Source organism: Variovorax sp. GW821-FHT09D04, from assembly GCF_059416405.1.
The window spans coordinates 103,540-123,954 of the sequence record NZ_JBWKPA010000006.1 but is presented as its reverse complement, the minus strand read 5'-3'; the positions used below and the strand labels follow the sequence as shown (position 1 = coordinate 123,954).

Below are 20,415 nucleotides of genomic sequence, written 5' to 3'. Positions count from 1 at the left end.
TCGGTCAGGGCAGGCGCTTCAGCGCAGGCGGTGCCCAGCGCCCGTCGAGCACCGGCGCCTGCGGCACGTACAGGCGCAGGTTCATGCTGAAGGGGCCGGCGGGCGCGGGCAGCCAGTTCGGGGCCTTGTCCGGGCCCGGCGACGCGTGCTGGATGTACAGGTCCAGCGAGCCATCGGCGTTGAAGGCGAGCGCGTCGCGGTCGCCGATGGCGTAGCGGTCGAGTGCGTTGTCGACGAAGAACTGGTCGGGGCCGTACAGCGTCAGTGACCAGAACGCATCGGCCGGCGGCAGCTCGTGCGCGTCGAAGTGCAGCACATAGCGCGCAGTGCCCGACAGCGGCTGGCCCTCGCTGTCGCAGACCGAGCGCGGGTACATCGCCTCTTCGCGCGGCAGGGCGCCAAGCCCCGCGTAGGCGACGAAGGCGCGCGCCAGGTAGTCGTTGCCGTAGACGCCCACATTGCTGCCGAGGCTCCAGCCGTTGCGCACCATGCGCATCGCCGGCGCGCGCTCGAGCATGCGCCGGTAGGCATCGGGCGCGGCGCGCTCGAGGGCTCGTTGCACCACATCGGGTGCTTCGGCCAGTGCGAAGCCGCGGCCGGGGACGAGGCCGATGCGCTCCATGCGCAGCAGCAGCGCACCGTCGGTGGCATGCGGCGGGTTGCGCTGGAGCAGTTCGGCGAAGAGCGCGAAGAAGTCGCCGGCGCCGAGCGCGGCCACCTGTTCGACGGGCGGGCGCATGTCCACCGCCGGGTCGACGCGGCCGGCGGGTAGGTCATGGGGCTTGCCCCAAGCGGACAGCGGCACGGCCTTGAAGCCCGCTTGCAGCGTGTGCACGTGGGCATAGTCGGCCGCGCCGTTGGTCTGGATGCGCCCGACGATCCAGCCCACGTCCGTGGGGCTCACGATGGCGCGCAAGCCCTCGGGCAGCGCGCCTTTCCAGCGCGGTCCGACGAGCGCGAAGTGGCCGCCGCTGTTGCCGTTGGTGCGCGTGCCCAGCGTGGCGAACACGTCGGTCCACAGGTCGTAGAACGGAATGACGTGGTAGCGCTCGCCCATGTCCGGCAGCGTCAGCACCAGCGGCTCGTCGCCGACGTCGTACCAGATGTTGGAGTACAGCGTGTCGGCGTTGGGACGCACCACGTCCTTGAAGCCGGCGTCGGGGTAGGTGGGCACGTGCACGAAGCGGTTCATCGGCCCGCGCACGCGCGCGCCGTCGGGCTGGGCGACGTTGGTGGCCACGCGGCGCGTCAGCTCCATCACCACCATCGGATAGGCATAGGTGTAGGCCTCGATGCCGATGGCGTAGGCGTCTGCTTCGGTGATCAACGTGCTCACGACTGGACCTCCGCATAGCGCAGCCAGACGTCGTGGATCTGCCCGTCGAAGCCGAACGGCGCGCGGTCGAAGTACTCGGCCGCCACCGGCGAGCCCAGGTCGCAGCCGACGTCGAAGGTCTCGCAGGCCGAGAAGATGGCCGTCACCGTGACGCCGATGTCGCAGGCCGCCACTTGCAGGCCATCGACGCGCAGCACGGCGCGCGCGGGCCGCTGGGGCGCCGTGCCGTCGCTCATCGTGAACTCGACGTCGATCGCGCGGCGTCCGGCGGCAATGCGTTCGGGCGAGCGCGCCTTGAAGCGGTACATGCCGAGCATGTTGTATTCGTAGGCCGGGTGGCCGTCGTCCAGGTACAGGCAGATGCCGCCGTTGAAGCCGCCCAGCGCGAACAGCACGCCGCTCGCGCGCTCGCCCAGCGTGGCATCGACGGTGGCCGTGTGGCTGCGCGTCTTGATGTTGGGCGCGCAGTTCTCCGGAATGCGCGTGATGTCGCCGCTGAAGTGCCACGAGGTATGCCGGGGCGCGATGCGGTGCTGCGGCTTCAGCGTCAGGTGGTAGATCGCGCCCAGCGGATAGACGTGGTTGATGCCCGCCTGCACGGCGAACATCTCCTTCATCTGCGCCAGCTTGGCCGGCTGCGCCTGCGCCAGGTCGTGCGCTTGCGCGTAGTCCTTCGCGACGTGGTACAGCTCCCAGACGTCGTTGTCCGGGTCCCAGGTGGCCAGCCCGGGCGCGGCGCCCGCGACCCAGGGAATGCGCGGGCCGAAGACGCCCGCGGTCCAGCCGTCGTGGTGCACCATGCGGCTGCCCGCCACCTCGAAGTACTGCACGCCCTTGCGGCCCTCGGCCTGCGGATGGGCGAAGGTGTAGGCCATCGAGATGCCGTCCAGCGAATCCTGCCGCACGCCGTTGAGCTCGACCGGCGGCGTGATGCCCAAGATGTCGTAGAGCGTGGGCGCGATGTCGTTGACGTGGTGGAACTGCGAGCGCGGCGTGGTGTCGGGCCGGATGCCGCGCGGCCACGACACGACCAGCGGCGTGCGCGTGCCGCCGAAGTGCGCGGCGATGAGCTTGGTGCTCTGGAACGGCGTGGAGCCGGCCCAGGCCCAACCGGCGTGGTACATGTTGTCGGTCTTGCGTCCGCCCAGCGCGTCGAGGCCGCCCAGGCCTTCCAGCAGTTCGAGGTGCTGCGAGATCTTGGTGGAGATGCGGTTCTGCGCCAGCAGCTCGACCACGGTGCCGTTCTGTCCTTCGGCGCTGCCGCCGTTGTCGCTGAACACGAAGAACACCAGCGTGTTGTCGCGCAGCCCGAGCTGCTCCAGCTCGTCGACGACCTTGCCGATCTGCGCATCGGTGTGCTCGAGGAAGCCCGCGTAGACCTCCATCAGCCGGCGCTGGAACGGGCGCTCGGCCTCGGGAATGCTGTCCCAGCTGGCGAGCGTCTCGGGCCGGGGCGTGAGTTCGGCGGTCTCGGGAATCCAGCCCATCTCCTTCTGGCGCGCGAAGGCGCGTTCGCGGTAGGCGTCCCAGCCGTCGTCGAACTTACCCTTGTACTTGTCGGTCCATTCCTTGAAGACGTGGTGCGGGCCGTGCACCGCGCCGGGCGCCCAGTACATCAGGAAGGGCTTGTCGGGCGTGATGGCGCGGTGGCGGCGCAGCCAGCCGCAGGCCTTGTCGGCCATGTCCTCGCTCAGGTGGTAGCCCTCGTCGCGCGGCGGTTCGATGAGCGTGGTGTTCTCGACCAGGCGCGGCTCGTACTGCGAGCTCTCGCCGCCCAGGAAACCGTAGAAGTGGTTGAAGCCGTGGCCGGTGGGCCAGCGATCGAAGGGGCCCATCTGCGTGGTCAGGTTGGCCGGCGTGTTGTGCCACTTGCCGAACGCGGCCGTGTTGTAGCCCCAGGCCCCGAGCACCTCGGCCAGGGTGCCGGCGCTCTTGGGAATGACGCCCACGTAGCCGTCCCAGTCGGTGGCGTATTCGGAGATGTGGCCGTAGCCCACGCGGTGCGCGTTGCGCCCCGTCAGCAGCGAGGCGCGCGTGGGCGAGCACACGCCGCAGTTGTGGAAGGCGTTGTAGGTGATGCCGCTGCCGGCCAGCCGCGTCAGCGTGGGCGTGTGGATCTCGCCGCCGAAGGTGTCGGGGTGCGCGAAGCCGGCGTCGTCGAGCATCACGATCAGCACGTTCGGTGCGTCGTCGCGCAGGTGCGGCACCGCCTTGCGCCGCTCGTGCGTGGACTCCGACAGCTTGCGCCCCGCGATGCTGGCGCTGGGCGGCGCGTCGAAGGGCAGGTGGCTGCCCTGGCCGGGCAGGGTGTTGAAGCCGCCGAGGGTCGCGGACGGGTTGGATTTTTCTTGTGTCATGGGGTCTCCGGGACGCGCGGGGCAGGGCCCCGGCGTCGTGATGGATCGGGCGTCAGTCCAGCGTGACGCCGATGGACTTGACCAGGGCGCTCCAGTCCTGCAGGTCCTGGCGCAGGACCTCCTTGAACTGCTCCGGCGTGGGGCGCGGCAGGTCGGTGAAGTTGAGTTCGCGCAGGCGCTGGATCACGGCCGGGTCCTGCAGGGCGCGGTAGATCTCTTCGTTCAGGCGCTTGACGATGGCGGGCGGCGTCTTGGCCGGTACGAAGAAGCCGTACCAGGTGTAGTTCTTGAACGGGAACCCGGCCTGCGTCATCGTGGGCACGTCGGGCAGCATCGGCAGGCGATCGGGGCCGCTGTAGGCCAGGGCCTTGACCCGGCCGGCCTTCACCACCTCGATGGTGGAGGAGATGTCGGCGAAGCCGGCGTCCACCTGGCCGCCCATGAGGTCCTGCACGCAGGGGCTGCTGCCCTTGTAGGGCACGTGCAGCAGCGAGATGCCGGCCTGCTTCTTCAGGCTTTCCATCGTGAGGTGGCCGCCCGAGCCGTTGCCCCACGAGCAGTAGTTCAGCTTGTCGGGGTGGGCCTTGGCATGGGCGACGAAGTCCTTGAGCGTGTTCGGCGGCAGGTCCTTGCGCACCAGCAGCAGGTTGCCGCCGCGGCCCACCTGCGCGACGGGCGCGAAGTCCTTGAGCGGCTCGTAGGGCAGCTTCTTGTAGAGCGCCGGGTTGATCACCATCGTGGCGGCGTAGGTGAACAGCACGCGCGTGCCGTCGGCCGGCCCCTTGGCGACGAAGTCGACGCCCAGGATGCCGTTGGCACCGGCGCGGTTGTCGACGATCACGCTCTGCTTGAAGGCCTTGCCCAGCACATCTGCGAACAGCCGCGCGATGAGGTCGGTGCCGCCGGCGGGCGGCGTGGGCACGACGATGGTCACCGTCTTGCTCGGGTAGGCGGCGCCGTCTTGCGCCGTGGCCGTGCCGGCGAGGGCGAGAAGGGCCAGCGCGGTGAGTGCTGGCCGCAGCAATGTCCTGTTCACGGAAGTGTCTCCTTGGGAATGGGTCGCGCAGGCCCCGCGCCTCTGGGCGCGTCCCCCATTGCCATGGGGGGTGGGACTGCGTCTCCATGCTAGGAAACAGCGGCCATCGATTCCGTCAACCAGCCGACAGATTCGCCGACACCGGCTCGGGGAATACCCTCTGGCTCAGCCGGATGCGGGCTGCATGCCGACCGGCGACGGCGCGTTGTCGCCCCGTGGCCGCGCGCACCTGCGCTGCGGCGCGCTCACGCGCCGAGCTTTCGCGCAATCAGGTCCTTCATGATCTCGCTGGTGCCGCCGTAGATGCGCTGCACGCGCGCGTCGGCGTACATGCGTGCGATCGGGTACTCGACCATGTAGCCGTAGCCGCCGAACAGCTGCAGGCATTCGTCCAGGACCTTGCCCTGCTGCTCGGTGCACCACAGCTTGGCCATGTAGGCGGCCTCCTGGTCGAGCGTGCCGTCGACCATGCGCTGGATGCAGTCGTTGACGAAGGTGCGCACGACGTGCGCGATGGTCGCGCACTCCGCGAGCTTGAAGCGCGTGTTCTGGAAATCGAACACGGCTTGCCCGAAGGCCTTGCGCTGCTGCGTGTATTCGAGCGTGAGTTCCACCGCGCGTTCGATCACCGCGGCGGCCGGCACGCACAGGAACAGGCGCTCGTAGGAAAGCTGGCTCATGAGCTGCACGAAGCCGTCGCCTTCCTTGCCGCCCAGCAGGTGGTCGGCCGGCACGCGCACGCCGTCGAAGAAAAGCTCGGCCGTGTCCGACGCATGCTGGCCCAGCTTCTCGAGCCGGCGTCCCACGCGAAAGCCCGGCAGGCCGTCGGTTTCCAGGACGATCAGCGACACTCCGCGGCTGCCCGCCTCGCCGGTGCGCACCGCCACCACCAGCAGGTTGCCCGTGAAGCCGTTGGTGATGAAGGTCTTGGCGCCGTCGATCACGTAGTGGTCGCCGTCGCGCCGCGCGCGCGTGCGCAGCGCCTTCAGGTCCGAGCCGCAGCCGGGCTCGGTGAGCGCGATGCCGGCCAGCAGCTCGCCGCTGGCGAGTTTCGGCAGCCAGCGTTGCTTCTGTGCCTCGGTGCCGTAGTCGAGGATGTAGTGCGCCGCCAGGTTGTGCACGCCGGTGTTGGCGGGGAACTCGGCCTTGGCCAGCTCGTCCTGCACCACCATCTGGCAGGCTAGCGAGGCGCCGGCGCCGCCGTAGGCTTCGTCGAGTTCGGGCAGCAGGAAGCCCATCTGTCCGAACGGGCGCCAGGCCTCGCGCGGAATGAAGCCTTGGCGGCGCCAGCCGTCCAGGTGCGGCGAGAGTTCGCTCGCGATGTAGCGGCGCACCTGTTCGCGGAACGCGTCGGTGTCTTCGTCCATCCATCGATGGCGATACAGCTGTGGAAGCATGGTGTTCTTCGAGGTCGGTCAGTCAGTGGGTCGATCGATCGGCCTTTGCGCGGGCCAGGAAGCGCGCGCAGGCGTCGTTGAAAAATTCACCGGCCACGTGCCGGCGCTGGGCCGTGCATTCGTCGCTCAATTGCTGCGCGAGCGTGTTGTCGCTCGCCGCGTCGATCAGCTGCCGCGTATCACGCAGGGCGGCGGTCGACGCATTGCCCAGTCGCCTGGCGATCGCGCGGGCTTCTTCGAGCAGCACGGCATCGTCGACGCAGCGCCAGACGAGGCCCCATTGCTCGGCCTTCGCCGCGTCGATGCGTTCGCCGAGCAGCGCCATGCCGAGCGCGCGGCTGCGCCCGAGCAGGCGGGGCAGCGACCAGGTCGCGCCCAGGTCAGGCACGGCCCCCAGTTGCGGCACCTGGGGCACCAGGAAGTAGGCCGAGCGCGCCGCGAGCACGACGTCGGCCGCCAGCGCAATGCCCACGCCCGCGCCCACGCAGGGGCCGTTGACGGCGGCCACCACCGGCACCGCGCAGTCGGCGATGGCCTGCGTGATGGGGTTGCCCACCTCCTGCATGCCGCGCCCGATTTCTTCCTGCGCATGGGCCGGCCCGCCGGCGAGCACGTCGCCGAAGTAGCCGATGTCGCCCCCGCCGGAAAAGGCGCGGCCCGCGCCGGTCAGCACGATGGCGCGCACGCGCGCGTCGGCCGCGCTGTCGCGCAGCGCCGCCAGCAAGGCTTCGAGCAGCGGCGGTGCCAGGGCGTTGAGGGCATCGGGCCGGTCGAGCGTGAGCGTCGCGATGCCTTCATGCACCTCGCACCGGACAGCGGCGGTCATCGCTCAGAACCCCGTGAGGCCGCCGCTGCACACCAGCGTCTGGCCGCTCACGTAGTCGGACTCGGGAATGCACAGCAGGTAGACCGCACCCGCCGCTTCTTCGGGCGTGCCGCCACGGCCCAGCGGAATGCCGCGTTCCATCGCGGCCATGAGGTCGGGGTTCACGCCCACCTTGATGTCGCGCCCGTCGATGTTGGCGGTGCCGCCATCGGCGGCGTTGCCGGTCAGGCGGGTCTTGATGAGGCCGTAGGCCACGCAGTTGACCGTGACGTTCATGCGGCCCCATTCCTTGGCCAGCGTCTGCGTCATGCCGGTGATGCCGGCCTTGGCCGCCGCGTAGTTGGTCTGGCCCGGGTTGCCGAACAGGCCCGCCATCGACGAGATGTTGACGACCTTGCGCACCACGCGCTGTCCGGCTTCGGTCTCCGCCTTGCCGAGCGCGCGGATCACCGGCTGCGCCGCGCGCAGGATGCGAAACGGCGCCGTCAGGTGGCAGTCGAGCATCGCGTACCACTGCTCGTCGGTCATCTTCTGGATCACGTTGTCCCAGGTGTAGCCGGCGTTGTTGACGATGATGTCCAGGCCCTTGAATTCGCTCACCGCCGTGCCGACGAAGCGCTCGGCGAAGTCGGTCGCGTTGACGTTGCCGACGCAGGCCACGGCCTGGCCGCCGGCCTCGCGGATGGCCTGCACGGCCTCTTGCGCGGGTTCGGCGTCGAGGTCGTTGACGACGATGCGGGCGCCTTCGCTGGCGAGCTTCAGTGCGATCGAGCGGCCGATGCCGCGGCCCGAACCGGTGATGAGGGCGACCTTGCCTTCGAGTTTGTTTGTCATGGTGTTCTTTCCGGGATGTTGGGTTGTCAGAGCAGCGCGACGAAGGCTTCGCCGACGATCTTGGTCTGGCCGAACTGGTTGGTGCTCTGCAGTTCGATGCGAACGCCGCGTTCGCCGTTGCGCTCGGTCTTCTCGACGATGCGGCCGCTGCAGCGCATGGCGTTGCCCAGGTGCGTGATGCCCTGGAAACGCGCCTCGAAGTGGCGCAGCCGGCTTTGCGGCGCCCACTGCGTGAGCACGCGGCCCAGCCAGGCCATGCCCAGCATGCCCTGCGCGAACACGTCGGGCATGCCCGAGCGGCGTGCCATGTCGGTGTCGATGTGGATCGGGTTGTGGTCGCCCGAGGCGCCCGCGAAGAGCGCGAGCGCGGTGCGGTTCACGGCCGGCAACTGCACGGCCCGGAGTTCGTCGCCGACCTGCACGGAATCGAAAGTGGGGGAGGTCATGGGGTGTTCCTTCAGTGGCGGCAGACGATGACCGTGCGCAGCTCGGCCACGAGTTCGTCGCGCTGGTTGGTGGCGCGCGAGGTCTTCACCACGAACTCGAGCGCGCCGTTCTTCTTGTCGTAGATGTCGCTGACGGTGGACCGCACCGTCACCGTGTCACCCACGCAGGCGGGGCGGTGGTAGCTGAAGCTCTGCTCGCCGTGCAGCAGCTTCGACAACGGAATCTGCAGGTCGGTGAGCAGCTGGTCCGAAGCGCCCGAGTCCAGTTCGGCGGCGAACAGGAAGGTGGGCGGTGCGGGCAGGTCGGGGTAGCCGGCATCGCGCGCGGCAGCGGCATCGGTGTAGACCGGGTCGGTCTCGCCGATGGCCTTGGCGAAGAACTGCAGCCGGCTGCGCTCGATGGGCAGCACCGACGCGGGCAGCGCGTGGCCGATCCATTTCTTGTCGATCATGAGAGGGTCTCCTTGGGTTGTCGTGGGGTTCAGATGCGTTCGTACAGCGTGACCACGCAGGCGCCGCCGAGGCCCAGGTTGTGCTGCAGCGCAAGCCGCGCACCTTCCACCTGTCGCTTGTCGGCCGTGCCGCGCAGCTGCTGGACCAGCTCGGTGCATTGCGCAAGGCCGGTGGCGCCCAGCGGGTGACCCTTCGACAACAGGCCGCCCGAGGGGTTGGTGACGACCTTGCCGCCGTAGGTGTTGTCGCCATCGACCACGAACTTTTCCGCACCGCCGACGGGGCACAGGCCGAGCGCTTCGTAGCTGATGAGTTCGTTGTGCGCAAAGCAGTCGTGCAGCTCGACCACGTCGATGTCCTGCGGGCCGACGCCTGCGGCCTCGTACACCTTCTGCGCAGCCTCCTGCGCCATGCTGAAACCGACCACCTCGCGCATGTCGCGCGCCTCGAAGGTGATGGCGCGGTCGGTGGTCATGGCCTGCGCCTTGATGCGCACGCTGCGATCGAGTCCGTGGCGCTGCGCGAACGCGTCCGAGCAGACGATGGCGGCCGCCGCGCCGCAGGTGGGCGGGCAGGCCATCAGCCGCGTCATCACGCCGGGCCACATCACGGGCGTCGCGAGCACTTCGTCTTCGGTGACGACGTTGCGGAACAGCGCCACCGGGTTGTTCGCGGCATGGCGGCTGGCCTTGGCGCGGATCTTCGCGAAGGTCGAAAGCTGCGTGCCGTACTGCTGCATGTGCGCCAGGCCCGCGCCACCGAAGTAGCGCAGCGCCAGGGGAATGTCGCTCTCGCCGACCAGGTCGTCGGTGGCCGTGTCGAAGCGCGCGAAGGGGCTGGGCTTGTCCTTGAACACCGAGCCCAGCGCGCCGGGGCTCATCTGTTCGAAGCCGAGTGCCAGCACGCAGTCGGCCGCGCCGCTGGCCACGGCCTGGCGCGCCAGGAACAGCGCGGTCGAGCCGGTGGAGCAGTTGTTGTTGACGTTGACGACCGGAATGCCGGTCATGCCGACTTCATAGAGCGCGCTCTGGCCGGCGGTCGAGTCGGCGTACACATAGCCGACGTAGGCCTGCTGCACCAGCTCGTAGCCGATGCCGGCATCGGCCAGTGCACGGCGCGTGGCGTCGGCGGCCATGGCCTGGTAGGGCGCGCTGGCGCCCGGTTTGGTGAAGGGGATCATGCCGACCCCGGTGACGAAGACATCGCGGCTCATGGGAATTTCCTGAGGTTTGAGAGAAAAGAAAGACGGCGACGCGCTCATGCGACGTTGCGCTGGCGGCCTTGCCAGAAGGGCTCGCGCAGCTGGGTCTTGAGCACCTTGCCGGCGCCCGACATCGGCAGCGTGTCGACGAAGGCCACGCTGCGCGGGCACTTGTAGCCAGCGATCAGCGTCTTGCAGTGGGCGACGATGTCCGCGGCTTCGGCGCGCTGTCCCGGCTTGAGGACCAGCACCGCGTGCACGCTCTCGCCCCATTCGTCGCTGGGGATGCCGATCACCGCGCAGGCCGCAACGGCGGGGTGCTGCGTGACGGCGTTCTCGACCTCGGCCGAGTAGACGTTCTCGCCGCCGCTGATGATCATGTCCTTGATGCGGTCGACCACGAAGATGTAGCCGCCGTCGTCCATCCAGGCGCCGTCGCCGGTGTGCATCCAGCCGTCGCGCACGGCGGCGGCCGTCTGTTCCGGCTTGCCCCAGTAGCCCTGCATCACGTTGGGGCCGCGCACCGTGACTTCGCCCACCGTGCCGCGCGGCACCTCGAGGCCGGCGGGGTCGACGATGCGCACTTCCATGCAGATGCTTGCGCGCCCTGCGGAGCGGTGCCGCCCCAGACGGTGGCCCTCGGCCGTGTACGAACTGGGCGGGTTGATCGTGGCCAGCGGGGCCAGCTCGGTCATGCCGTAGCCCTGCACGAAGTCCACGTGGGGCAGGGCGGCCATCGCGCGTTCCAGCACGGCTTCCTGCATCGGCGAGGCGCCGTAGAAGATGCACTGCAGGCTGGCGAGGTCGCGCGGCTCTTTCATCGCGGGGTGGTCGACCAGCATCTGGATCATGGTGGGCACCAGCAGCGTGTTGGTCACGCGGTCGCGCTCGATGGCATCGAGCACGCCCTGCGGCGTGAACATCGGGATGATCGTGTGCGTGTTGCCGGCGGGCCAGTGCGGCATGGCCAGGCCCATGTCGCCCAGGTGGAACATCGGTGCGGCATGCAGGTAGTTGCCGCCGCTCGGCGCCAGGCCCTCGGCCTGCATCGCCATGGCCGAGCTGCACAGGTTGGCGTGGCTGAGCATCACGCCCTTGGGAAAGCCCGTGGTGCCGCCGGTGTAGAAGATGCCGGCCAGGTCTTCGTCGCGGCGGACCGCGTCGGGAACGGGCGAGGCCGCGGCCAGGAGCGCCTCGTAGCCGTGCATGCCGGGCGGCAGCTCGCCGTCGTGCTCGCCGCTGCTGCAATAGATCACTTCGCGCAAGCTCCTGGATTCGCTGCGCATCTTCTCGACCATCGGGCGGAAGGCCTCGTCGACCAGCAGCAGGGTCGAGCCCGAGTCTTCGAGCGAATAGAGAATCTCGGCGGCCGACCAGCGAATGTTGCAGGGGTTGAGCACGCCGCCGCCCCAGGGTACGGCCATCTGGTATTCGAGGTAGCGGTCGGAATTGAGCGCCAGCATCGCCACGCGGTCGCCGGGCTTCATGCCCAGCTGCTGCAGGGCGCCCGCGAGGCGGGCGACGCGCTCCACGAACGCGCGGAAGGTGCGTGTGCGGCCGGCAAAACGCACGGCCACCTTGTCGGGACTCTGCTGCAGGGCGCGGTGCAGCGACTGGGTCATGTACATGGCGTTTGTCTCTCGTTGGTTCTTGGTCTGGGTTTCGCAGACCCTTGCCTGCGTGGCCCATGTTAGGAACCGATCGCCATTCGCACGATGCCGTTTTGCGTTGTTCGGATGGCAGAACATCGCAATCTGCGTGGCACGCGATCAGGCGACGCGGCGCTTGCACGACAGGCACGCGCCGGTGCACAGTCGGCCCGGCAACATCCACGCGACGCGGCCCGCCTTCGATGCTTCATCCTCCCCAAACGGTTTCCATCGGCTTCGTGCACGGCATCCTGTCCGGGGTGCATGCGCGCGGCCAGCCGCTCGAGCCTTTCCTGGTCGAGGCCGGCATCGCGCCCGGCCTGCTCGGGCAGTCGGATGCGCGCGTGACGACGCAGCAGTACGCGAGGCTGTTCCGCGTGCTGACCGAGCGGCTGGACGACGACTTCATCGGGCTGCTGAGCCGCCCGCTGCGGCGCGGGAGCTTTGCGCTGATTGCGCGCTCGGCGCTTGGCGCGCCCACGTTGCAGGTGGCGCTTCGCCGCGCGGCGCGCACCTTTCGCCTGCTGCAGGACGACGTGGTGCTGGAGCTGGTGTGCCGGGCCGACCTCGCCGGCGTGGTGGTGCGCTTCACCGAACCGTCCGCCACGCCGACGGTGTTCCTGCAGGAGGTGCTGCTGCGCACCGCATGGCGCCTCATGGCGTGGATCGTGGGCGGCCAGCTGCCCGTGGTGCGCTTCGACTTCGCGTTCGGGCCACCCGCGCATGCCGGCGGCTACGGCAAGATCTTTCCGGCGCCGCAGCAGTTCGATTGCGAGCTGTCGGCGTTCTGGTTCGACGCGGCACGCCTGAAGGACGTGGTGCGCCGCGACGAAGCCGCGCTGCATGTCTTCCTGGCCGATGCGCAGGCCCACATGATCGTGCCCAGGCGCACCGACGAGGGAATCGGTGCGCGCGTGCGCAGCCACCTGCAGCACGCGCAGCCCGCATGGCCGGACCTCGTGGCGACGGCCGCCGCGCTGCATGTCACGGTCTCCACGCTGCAGCGGCGGCTGGCGCTGGAGGGCACCTCGTTCCAGGCGCTGAAGGACGAGCTGCGCCGCGACACGGCCATCATGCGGCTGAGCACGAGCGCCGTGCCGCTGGCGGAGCTGGCCGACGAACTCGGGTTTGCCAACAGCTCCGCCTTCCAGCGCGCGTTCAAGTGCTGGACGGGCAGCGCGCCCGGGAGCTACCGCCGAAGCGGCGGTTTGTGATCGACGTCGCGGATGTCCGCCATCCGACACCGCCACCGACGACGGCCGCCGTCCAGGCTGGGAGATGAAGCCGGCCGCCGGGACGGGCGACCCGCCGCACAGGCTAGGCCGCCAATGCCACCGAATGCTGCTGCCAGTCCCCACGCTCCAGCAAGGCGGTCATCGCGGAGACCGGCGCGTGCTCGCGCACGGCCGGAATGACCTCGTCCGCCTCGTCCGGCGATCCGACCAGCACCGCGCCGACAAGCCGGCCCTCGGCGACCACCAGCTTGCGATAGATGCCCTGCGCAGGCTCGGACTGCGTCAACTCGAATTCGCCGGGCCGCGCGGCGTGCACGGAGCCCGCGGAGCGGACGTCGATGCCCGAGACCTTCAGCGCGGTCACGGGCACATGGCCGCGATAGACGCGCTTGCCGCCCAGCGCATTGACGGCCGCGATCTCTCCCTGCTCGGCAGCCACGGCCCACAGGGGGATCGAGTGGCCCTCGAACTCGGCCACATCGCCCGCGGCGTAGACATGGGCGGCGCTGGTGCGCATCTGTGCGTCGACGATGATGCCGCGGCCGAGCGCCAGGCCGGCCGACTGCGCGATGTCGACGTTGGCGCGCACGCCGGTGCACACCACGACCACGTCGGCGGGGAGCTGGCGTCCGTCCTTGAGCACGAGCCGCGCCACGCGGCCCTCGCTGCCCGGCTCCAGCCGCGCGGCGTCGGCACCGGTCATGACATGGATGCCCTGGGTTGCCAGGTGCGCTTCCAGCAAGGCGCTGGCCGGGGTGTCGATCTGCCGGTCCAGGATCTGGCCGCTGTTCGACAGCACCTGGACCTGCGCCCCGAGCTGCGCCAGCGCCTGCGCCGCTTCCAGGCCGAGCAAGCCGGCGCCCAGCACGACCGCGCAGGTGCCGTGGAAGCGCTGCATGTAGTCGCGGATCGCCATCGCGTCGTCGGCATCGCGCAGCACAAAGCTGCCTTCGATGCCGTAGCCGTCGAGCGGCGGGACCCATGCCGAGCTGCCCGAGCACAGGATGAGCCTGTCGTAGCCCAGCGTCTCCCGGGTCGCCAGCGTGAGCTCGCGACGCTGCGTGTCGACGCCCGACACATGCGTGTTGAGCCACGCGGTGACACGGTGTTCGGCATACCACTGCTCGGGCAGCAGGTGCAGGCCCTGGACACCCGTCGGCATGCTGATCAGCTTGGCGATGGCCATCCGGTTGTAGGCGTTGTGGTTCTCGCGGCCGATGAGATGGATCTCGCAGTCGGGGTGGCGGCGCCGCACATGGTCGGCCGCGGTCAGGCCGGCCACGCCGTTGCCCACGATCACGACACGGCGGATCGACGCATCGAAGGGCACGACTTCGGGCTTGCGTGTGTCGCGCGCCGCCGGGGTCGCCTCCCGCTTCAGGTCGATGCGGATGGGCCCGGCATTGCGGATGCGCGCCATGCAGGCCAGGCGCGTGCCGTCGGCGCAGCCGAGCCGGGCCAGCGTCGCCCGTTCGTCGCTGCCGATGGGGGCGAGCCGTTCGCCGCCCGCCACGACGGCGATCGGGTCGGCGCCGCACACGCCGGAACGACAGCCGGCGTTGATGGGGGCGCCGCAGTCCTCGAGCGCCTCGAGCAGGGTCTGGCCCTTGCGGATGGGGGTCTTCATGCCGGTGGGGTCGATGCAGAGTTCGGCAGGCTGCGGGGCCGCAACCGGCGCCTTGCGCGCGGCGTCGTTCGGGCCGCGGTGCAGCCGCATCGTCTCGATGACGATCGGCGCCAGCCGGGAACCGTCCCGGACACCCTTGCGCAGTTCACGGCGAAGGAACAGGCGCTCGACATGCAGCGACCGCGCGATCCACGTCAGGCTCGCGATGATCGTCAGGCCGCGCAGCGTGGCGACGACTTCGGGGGCGATGGCCATGCCGCTCAGGCTGCTCAAGGTGCTGACGACCAGCGGGGCGGTGAACCAGTAGTACAGCGAGAACGCGGCCGCCGCGAAGAGCACCGGCGACAGGTTGCGCGTCTTGCTGCCCAGCAATTCGATCAGGTTGAAGAGCGTCAGGCTGGCCGCCATGTAGACCAGCATCTGCATGACCGTGGAGACCGGGCCGATCTCGGCGGGCGAAGGCACGAGGTAGTAGCCGAGGATCAGGCCCGGAAAGACGCCCGCGAAGAAGCTGCGGAAGTTGCGGTACGCCGGGTTCGGGTCGTACTGGTCGGCCAGGTAGGCCGCGCCGGGGTTGAGGTCGTAGCAGTTCTTGGCGCAGCCCACGCACGGTTCGCAATGCGTGTTGGCGATGCGGATGAACGGCGTCTGGCCGTACAGCCGCTGCACCGGCAGCAGGGGGCAGATGCTGCTGCACCAGCCGCTCTTGCCCTTGAACAGCAAGCCGCCGATGAGCGCCGCCCCCATGGCTGCCGCCAGCAGGCCGGCGGTGGCCATGCCGTTGCCGTTGAACAGCAGCTTGCGCGCGACGACCGCGCAGATCAGCAGGCCGATGCCGATCGGAAATGCCGCGCCCTGCGACAGGCGGCGGCTCGTGAGTGCGCGCGTGATGCCGAGCCTGCGGGGGATCTGGTTGATGGCGGCCAACGGGCAGACGTTGCGCCACAGCCCGGGTGCCAGCATGAACACGAGCGGGAGCGACGGCACGATCAGCCCCCAGAACAAGGGCATCGCGATGGCGGGCCGCAGCGCCAGCATGACGGCCAGGGCCAGGGCCGAGGCGATGCTCACCACGCGCAGCGCGCGCCACACCGCTTTCGGCACGATGGTCGGCAGCTGCATGAAATTGGCGAAAACGAGAGCGGGAGAGGGCTTGAACATGGTTCGGTGGTACCTGCGTGAGAAGGTGTCGCCATTCATGCCCCGGGGGGACGCTGCGACAGTGGTGGCGCCATCGGTGAGTGATGGGGCTCTGCGAGTGGTGCGATTCTGGCCAGTCGCACGTCTTAAGGTTGCTATCTTGTGTGCGGCACGCTTACGAGTCTGAAGACGACGGGCTCAGGTGTTCAGGCGGTAGCCGACCCCGCGAATCGTGCGGATGATCTGTCGCCCGAGCTTGCGCCGCACGTTGGACAGATGCACTTCCAGGGCGTTGCTCGTCGGTGCGCCGTGAATCCCCTGCACCAGCAATTCCACCTGGGCCTTGGGGACCGTGTGATCGAAGCGCAGCGCGAGCGCCTCCACCAGGTTCCATTCCCGCTCGGTCAGCGCGACAGGCATGCCGCAGCGGACCGTCGTCCGGCTGCCCAGGTCGAACTCGACGTCGCCGCACCGCACGCGCGGTGTTGCCAGGCCCGCGGCCCGGCAACGCAGTGCCCGCACCCGCTCGGCCACCAGCTCGGGGCGGCACGGCATCACCACGAAGTCGTCCGCGCCCGCGTCGAGGACCTCGGCCTGCGCGGCCGGGCCGGGCGCTCCCACCATCAGCATCAGGACCGGCGTGGTGATGTGCTGCACCCGCAACAACCGGACCCAGTCGAGTCCCGATCCGTCGGGCAACTGCGAGCTGACGAGCAGCACGTCGTAGGACTCGTTCTCCAGCATGTCGATGTCGCCGAGCCGCTCGACGCTGTCGATCAGGAACCCGTTCTTGCGCAAGTGCGTGAACAGGCCGTCGTCGACCCGCGCGCGATCCTGAAGCAGAAGCAGTCGCATGGCGTCACCTGCATGTTCAGCGCCGTCATGGCCGCGAGCAGTCGCTGGTGCTGTCGGTACGTGCCATGGCATGCCTCGTCATTGGCGAGCCGGCGTTCTCCTGGACACGGAGACGGGCGCCGCGCTGTCGACCGGAGTGCGGCCGTGGGTTGCAAGCGCGGCATCGATGGCGTTCAGGTCCTCGGGCACCAGCGTGCCGTTGGCCTGCCGCAGCTTGAGATTGCCGAGCAGCACCGAATAGCGCGCCACCGCCAGGTCGCGCTTGGTCTGGAAGAGCTGGCTCTGCGCGTTGAGCACGTCGATGTTGATGCGCACGCCCACCTGGTAGCCCATGCGATTGGCCTCCAGCGCGATCTGGCTGGAGACCTCGGCGGCTTCGAGCGCCTTCACCTGGCCGGCGGCCGACACCAGCCCCAGGTAGGTGGCGCGGGTGGCCTGCGCGACGCCGCGGCGCGTGGCCTCGAGCAGCGAGCGCGACTGGTCTTCGAGCGCCAGCGTTTCCCTGACGCGGTTCTCGATCGCGTAGCCTGCAAACAAGGGCAGGTTGAGGGAGACGCCCACGGTGAGGGCCTTGACCCGCGAGCGGCCCGGCGTGGTGTTGGTGCCCTGGGGGTTGTTCGTGACGTTGTAGCCCAGGGTCGCATCGAGCGTGGGCAGGTGGCCGGCCTGCGCCTTCTGCACCTCGAGCCCGGCCACGTCCAGGCCCAGCCGGGCCTGCTGGATCGCAGGGTGGCCGGCATCCGCGTGCGAGGTCCAGACCTCGATGTCGGCGGGCGCGAGCGGAGGCAGCATCACGGGCGCCGCCAGCGGCACGGGCACGCTGCCGGTGCTGCCGACGAGCTGGTCGAGCACGATCTTCTTCACCTGCAGGTCGTTCTCGGCGGCGATCTCCTGCGCGATCACCAGGTCGTAGCGGGCCTGCGCTTCGCGCGCGTCGGTGATGGTGGTGGTGCCGACCTCGAAGTTGCGCTTGGCCGATGCGAGCTGCTCGGCCACGGCGACCTTCTGCGCGCGCACCAGGGCCAGGCTGTCCTGGCTGGCGAGCACGTCGAAGTAGGCCTGGCTCACGCGCACGATGAGGTCCTGCTCGGCGATGGTGAGCACCATCTGCGCCACCTCGGCCTGCCGCTGGCCCTGCTCGTAGGCGGCCCAGTTGGCGGGGCGATACAGCGGCTGCGTGGCGTTGATGCCGACGCTCTGGGTGTTGAACCCGCGCGTCGTCGCGCTGCCTTCCGTCGAGAGGTCCTGCCGGGTGTGCGAGGCGCCGGCCGACAGGCCGACGGTGGGCAGGATGCCGGCCCTGGACTGCGCCGCCCGCGCCAGCGTGGCCTCGTACTGGGCCCGCGCGCCCTGGTAGGTGGCATCGTAGCCGCGCGCCGACGTGTAGATCTCGACCAGGCTCTGGCCATGGACGGGCCACGCGAAGCTCGCTGCGAGCACGGCGCCCCATGCCGGGACGAGACGCTTCCCGGTGGCGGGGGCCCGAGAGCCCTGTCCACCGGGTGGGGGTCGGCGCAGGCGCTGGTTCAGACCGTGCTCCGAGGGTCGGCCTGCAAGATGGCGCCGCCCGCGCGGCGAACCGCGGCCGGGCTGCGATCGACATGCAGGATGGCGGCCACGATCTGCTCGGGCGCCGCCAGCGCCGGCGCCATCGACCAGCGGTCATAGACGTCGTTGCCGATGCGCACCATGCCGGTGTGGCGATTGATCTCCTTGTCGACCTTCGGGTCCGGGTCGTAGAAGCCCAGGGCAAAGCGCACGAGGTCGATGTTGCTCCGGCTCCCGGTCAGGAAAAGCCAGCCCGGGTTCACGCTGTGCATCTCGGCGTAGTCGGCCAGGTGCTCCACGGTGTCGATCTCCGGGCGGATGGTGATCGAGTACATGAAGATGTCCCGGCCCACCCGCTGGGCCAGGCGCTCCTGCACGCGCAGGAGGTTGTTGGTCATGAGCGGACAGATGCCTTCGCAGTCTGCATACATCATGTTGATGGCGACGATCTTTCCCCGGACCAGGTCGTCGTAGAAGTTCACCTTCGCCCCGGTGTGGGTTTTCAGTTCGACGTTCGGCATGCGACGCCCCGGGCGTGCAGCCGTTGCCGGCGCCTCGGCGGAGGCGGGCAGGCCGAACGCGTACAAGGACGCGACGCCCAGTCCGGCGATCAAGTGTCTGCGGTGGTTCATGAGAATCTCCTGAAAGTCATCGGCGTTCTTCACACGATGTCGAAGCGAACCATCATTGCGTGGTCCTCGTGGGTGAGGTTGTGGCAGTGCATCAGGTACTTGCCCGAGAAATCGCGAAAGCGCACGAGCACCCTCACGGTCATGAGTTCGCCGACGACGAAGACGTCCTTGCGTCCGCGCTCGTTCACGGGAATGGTCAGGCTCACGCCGTTGACGCTCTTGCTGAGAATCCGTCCCTCTTCGAAGTGCACGTGGATCGGGTGCTGCCAGCCGTTGTCGGGATTGATGAACTCCCAGATCTCGGCGGTGCCCCTGGTGACCCTGGCTCTGGCCGTAAGCGAATCGAAGAACAGCCCGTTGACGTTCCACATGCCGCTGTTGCGCTGGAACACCCAGGTGCGAACCGGCAGGGCCGCGAGTTCGCTGGCACTGGGCAGGTCGCGCAGCGGGCGCAGCACGCTCGGCACCACGCTCAGGTCGGGCGTCGGGGGCTGGCGATCGACGATGAACTTGAGCACGCGCGTGCCCGGCGACTGCACCGGGCCGGGCCGGCGGGTATCGACCTGCGTGAGCTGGTTGACGAGGTAGAGCGTGGTGTTCAGCGGGAATCGCGAGAAGTCCACCACGATGTCCGCGCGCTCGGCCGGGGCGATCCGCACCCTCAGCTGGTTCAGGATCGGTGCCGGCAGCAGGTTGCCGTCGCTGGCGATCTGCGTGTACGGGTACACGATGGTGCCGCCCGTGTTCTGCAGCACGAACTCGTAGAAGCGCGACGGCCCGACGTTCAGCAGCCGCAGCCGGTACTTGCGGCGTGCCACGCGCAGCACCGGCTCGATCTTGCCGTTGACCACGATCTTGTCGCCCAGCACGCCCTCGGGGTTGAGCTCGTCGAAGGTCAGCCGGCCGCCCGAGTCGAACCGCTTGTCCGAGAAGCTCAGGGGGTAGTCGTACGCGCCGCTGGGCAGCCGCAGCCCCGTGGTCTCGTCGCCGGTGTCGAGCGTGTCGAAGACCATGTAGCGCCCGAACATGCCCTTGAGCACGTTCGGTGCGGTCACGCCTTCCGTGTGGTCGTGATAGAAGAGCGAGCCCAGGGCTTCGCGCGAATCGCCGAGGCCGCCGAACTCGTCGAAGCCGGCGTAGAGGTTGGGGTAGAAGTGGTCGTTGAAGGTCCCCGGCGCGGTCAGCGTCACGCCGCCCTGGACGGCGCTGTAGAAGTCGCTCGCGAAGCCGTCGCTCTCCGACGGCGTGTGCATGTTGTGCAGGTGCGTGCTGATCTCGGGCGAGCCGAATCCCGTGTGGTTCTGCGGCAGCTGGTTGCGGATGCGGCAGATGACCGACTGCCCGTAGCGCGCGTGGATCGTGGGGCCCGGCGTGGTCACCCCCGGCGTGTTGCCTTCGTAGCCCCAGATGGGCTGCGGGGGGTAGTAGGGGTTGTTGCCGTTGAACAGCCAGGCCGGGTTCTCCTTGGCCGTCAGCTGGTACAGCAGCGGCGTGCCGGCCTTGCCGGGCACGGTCAGTTCCGCGTAGCGCTGGTGCGGTGCACGCCCGCACTCGCCGCCTGCGATGTTCGCGTTGATCGTCGGGGCCGGGGTCAGCGTGGCCAGCGGTGTGAGCGGCGTGACCTGGTTGGGCAGGTCCTCGACCCACGGTGTCGTCGGCGGGCTGGGCGGCAGGGGCGTGGGTTGTGCGCGGGTCTTGCCCGGTGTCAGGACCAGGGGGGCGGCCGTGGCTGCCAGCGAGGCCTTCAGGAACGTGCGTCTCTTGCTGTGGGCGACAGGCGTCACGGGGTCGTGGTGGTTGGAATCCTTGCGCATGATGTATTCCCCTCGTTGACAGAGAACAG

General features: G+C 69.2%; 16 protein-coding genes. 1 reads left to right on the top strand and 15 read right to left on the bottom strand.

The annotated features are described in order from the left end of the window. Positions 1–4: 4 nt before the first annotated feature. From AC07O4_RS19420 to AC07O4_RS19375, 10 genes are all read right to left on the bottom strand, one after another. Positions 5–1,336, bottom strand: a complete 1,332-nt coding sequence (locus AC07O4_RS19420) for a DUF1254 domain-containing protein (RefSeq protein WP_495305384.1) — start codon at positions 1,334–1,336, stop codon at positions 5–7. Next, positions 1,333–3,693 (bottom strand): arylsulfatase, encoded by a 2,361-nt coding sequence (locus tag AC07O4_RS19415; protein ID WP_495305383.1) that lies wholly within the window; start codon positions 3,691–3,693, stop codon positions 1,333–1,335. The genes AC07O4_RS19420 and AC07O4_RS19415 overlap by 4 nt, the downstream gene beginning before the upstream one ends. A gap of 52 nt (positions 3,694–3,745) precedes the next feature. Further along, positions 3,746–4,729, bottom strand: coding sequence for a Bug family tripartite tricarboxylate transporter substrate binding protein (locus AC07O4_RS19410; RefSeq protein ID WP_495305382.1), 984 nt, complete (start codon positions 4,727–4,729; stop codon positions 3,746–3,748). 245 nt (positions 4,730–4,974) lie between these two features. After that, the gene (locus tag AC07O4_RS19405) at positions 4,975–6,126 is read right to left on the bottom strand and encodes an acyl-CoA dehydrogenase family protein (protein ID WP_495305381.1); all 1,152 of its coding nucleotides are present in this window, start codon (positions 6,124–6,126) and stop codon (positions 4,975–4,977) included. A gap of 22 nt (positions 6,127–6,148) precedes the next feature. After that, entirely contained in the window at positions 6,149–6,952 is an 804-nt protein-coding gene (locus AC07O4_RS19400) for an enoyl-CoA hydratase-related protein (protein ID WP_495305380.1), read from the bottom strand. A gap of 3 nt (positions 6,953–6,955) precedes the next feature. Then, on the bottom strand, positions 6,956–7,786 hold the full coding sequence (locus tag AC07O4_RS19395; protein ID WP_495305379.1) for an SDR family NAD(P)-dependent oxidoreductase: 831 nt from the start codon (positions 7,784–7,786) through the stop codon (positions 6,956–6,958). A 26-nt stretch (positions 7,787–7,812) separates the two neighbouring features. After that, a complete protein-coding gene (locus tag AC07O4_RS19390; RefSeq protein WP_495305378.1) occupies positions 7,813–8,232 on the bottom strand; it encodes a MaoC/PaaZ C-terminal domain-containing protein in 420 nt (139 codons plus the stop codon). Positions 8,233–8,243: 11 nt separating this feature from the next. Further along, on the bottom strand, positions 8,244–8,684 hold the full coding sequence (locus tag AC07O4_RS19385) for a MaoC family dehydratase N-terminal domain-containing protein (RefSeq protein WP_495305377.1): 441 nt from the start codon (positions 8,682–8,684) through the stop codon (positions 8,244–8,246). Positions 8,685–8,713: 29 nt separating this feature from the next. Then, positions 8,714–9,898 (bottom strand): lipid-transfer protein, encoded by a 1,185-nt coding sequence (locus tag AC07O4_RS19380; protein ID WP_495305376.1) that lies wholly within the window; start codon positions 9,896–9,898, stop codon positions 8,714–8,716. 44 nt (positions 9,899–9,942) lie between these two features. Beyond that, positions 9,943–11,514, bottom strand: a complete 1,572-nt coding sequence (locus AC07O4_RS19375) for a long-chain-fatty-acid--CoA ligase (protein WP_495305375.1) — start codon at positions 11,512–11,514, stop codon at positions 9,943–9,945. Between the two features lie 224 nt (positions 11,515–11,738). On the opposite strand from AC07O4_RS19375, the gene AC07O4_RS19370 reads away from it, so the two are divergent. After that, positions 11,739–12,749, top strand: a complete 1,011-nt coding sequence (locus AC07O4_RS19370; RefSeq protein ID WP_495305374.1) for an AraC family transcriptional regulator — start codon at positions 11,739–11,741, stop codon at positions 12,747–12,749. A 103-nt stretch (positions 12,750–12,852) separates the two neighbouring features. On the opposite strand, the gene AC07O4_RS19365 is transcribed toward AC07O4_RS19370, so the two are convergent. The 5 genes from AC07O4_RS19365 to AC07O4_RS19345 form a co-directional block, all read right to left on the bottom strand. Next, the gene (locus AC07O4_RS19365; protein WP_495305373.1) at positions 12,853–15,558 is read right to left on the bottom strand and encodes an FAD-dependent oxidoreductase; all 2,706 of its coding nucleotides are present in this window, start codon (positions 15,556–15,558) and stop codon (positions 12,853–12,855) included. 177 nt (positions 15,559–15,735) lie between these two features. After that, positions 15,736–16,392 carry a winged helix-turn-helix domain-containing protein gene (locus AC07O4_RS19360; RefSeq protein WP_390345463.1) on the bottom strand — a complete coding sequence of 219 codons (657 nt, stop codon included), beginning with the start codon at positions 16,390–16,392 and terminating at the stop codon, positions 15,736–15,738. 78 nt (positions 16,393–16,470) lie between these two features. Further along, positions 16,471–17,832 carry a TolC family outer membrane protein gene (locus AC07O4_RS19355; protein WP_095744453.1) on the bottom strand — a complete coding sequence of 454 codons (1,362 nt, stop codon included), beginning with the start codon at positions 17,830–17,832 and terminating at the stop codon, positions 16,471–16,473. 86 nt (positions 17,833–17,918) lie between these two features. Beyond that, the gene (locus AC07O4_RS19350) at positions 17,919–18,605 is read right to left on the bottom strand and encodes an SCO family protein (RefSeq protein WP_495305372.1); all 687 of its coding nucleotides are present in this window, start codon (positions 18,603–18,605) and stop codon (positions 17,919–17,921) included. Then, positions 18,602–20,386, bottom strand: coding sequence for a multicopper oxidase domain-containing protein (locus AC07O4_RS19345; protein WP_495305371.1), 1,785 nt, complete (start codon positions 20,384–20,386; stop codon positions 18,602–18,604). Before AC07O4_RS19345 ends, AC07O4_RS19350 begins: the two co-directional genes overlap by 4 nt. Positions 20,387–20,415 lie beyond the last annotated feature (29 nt).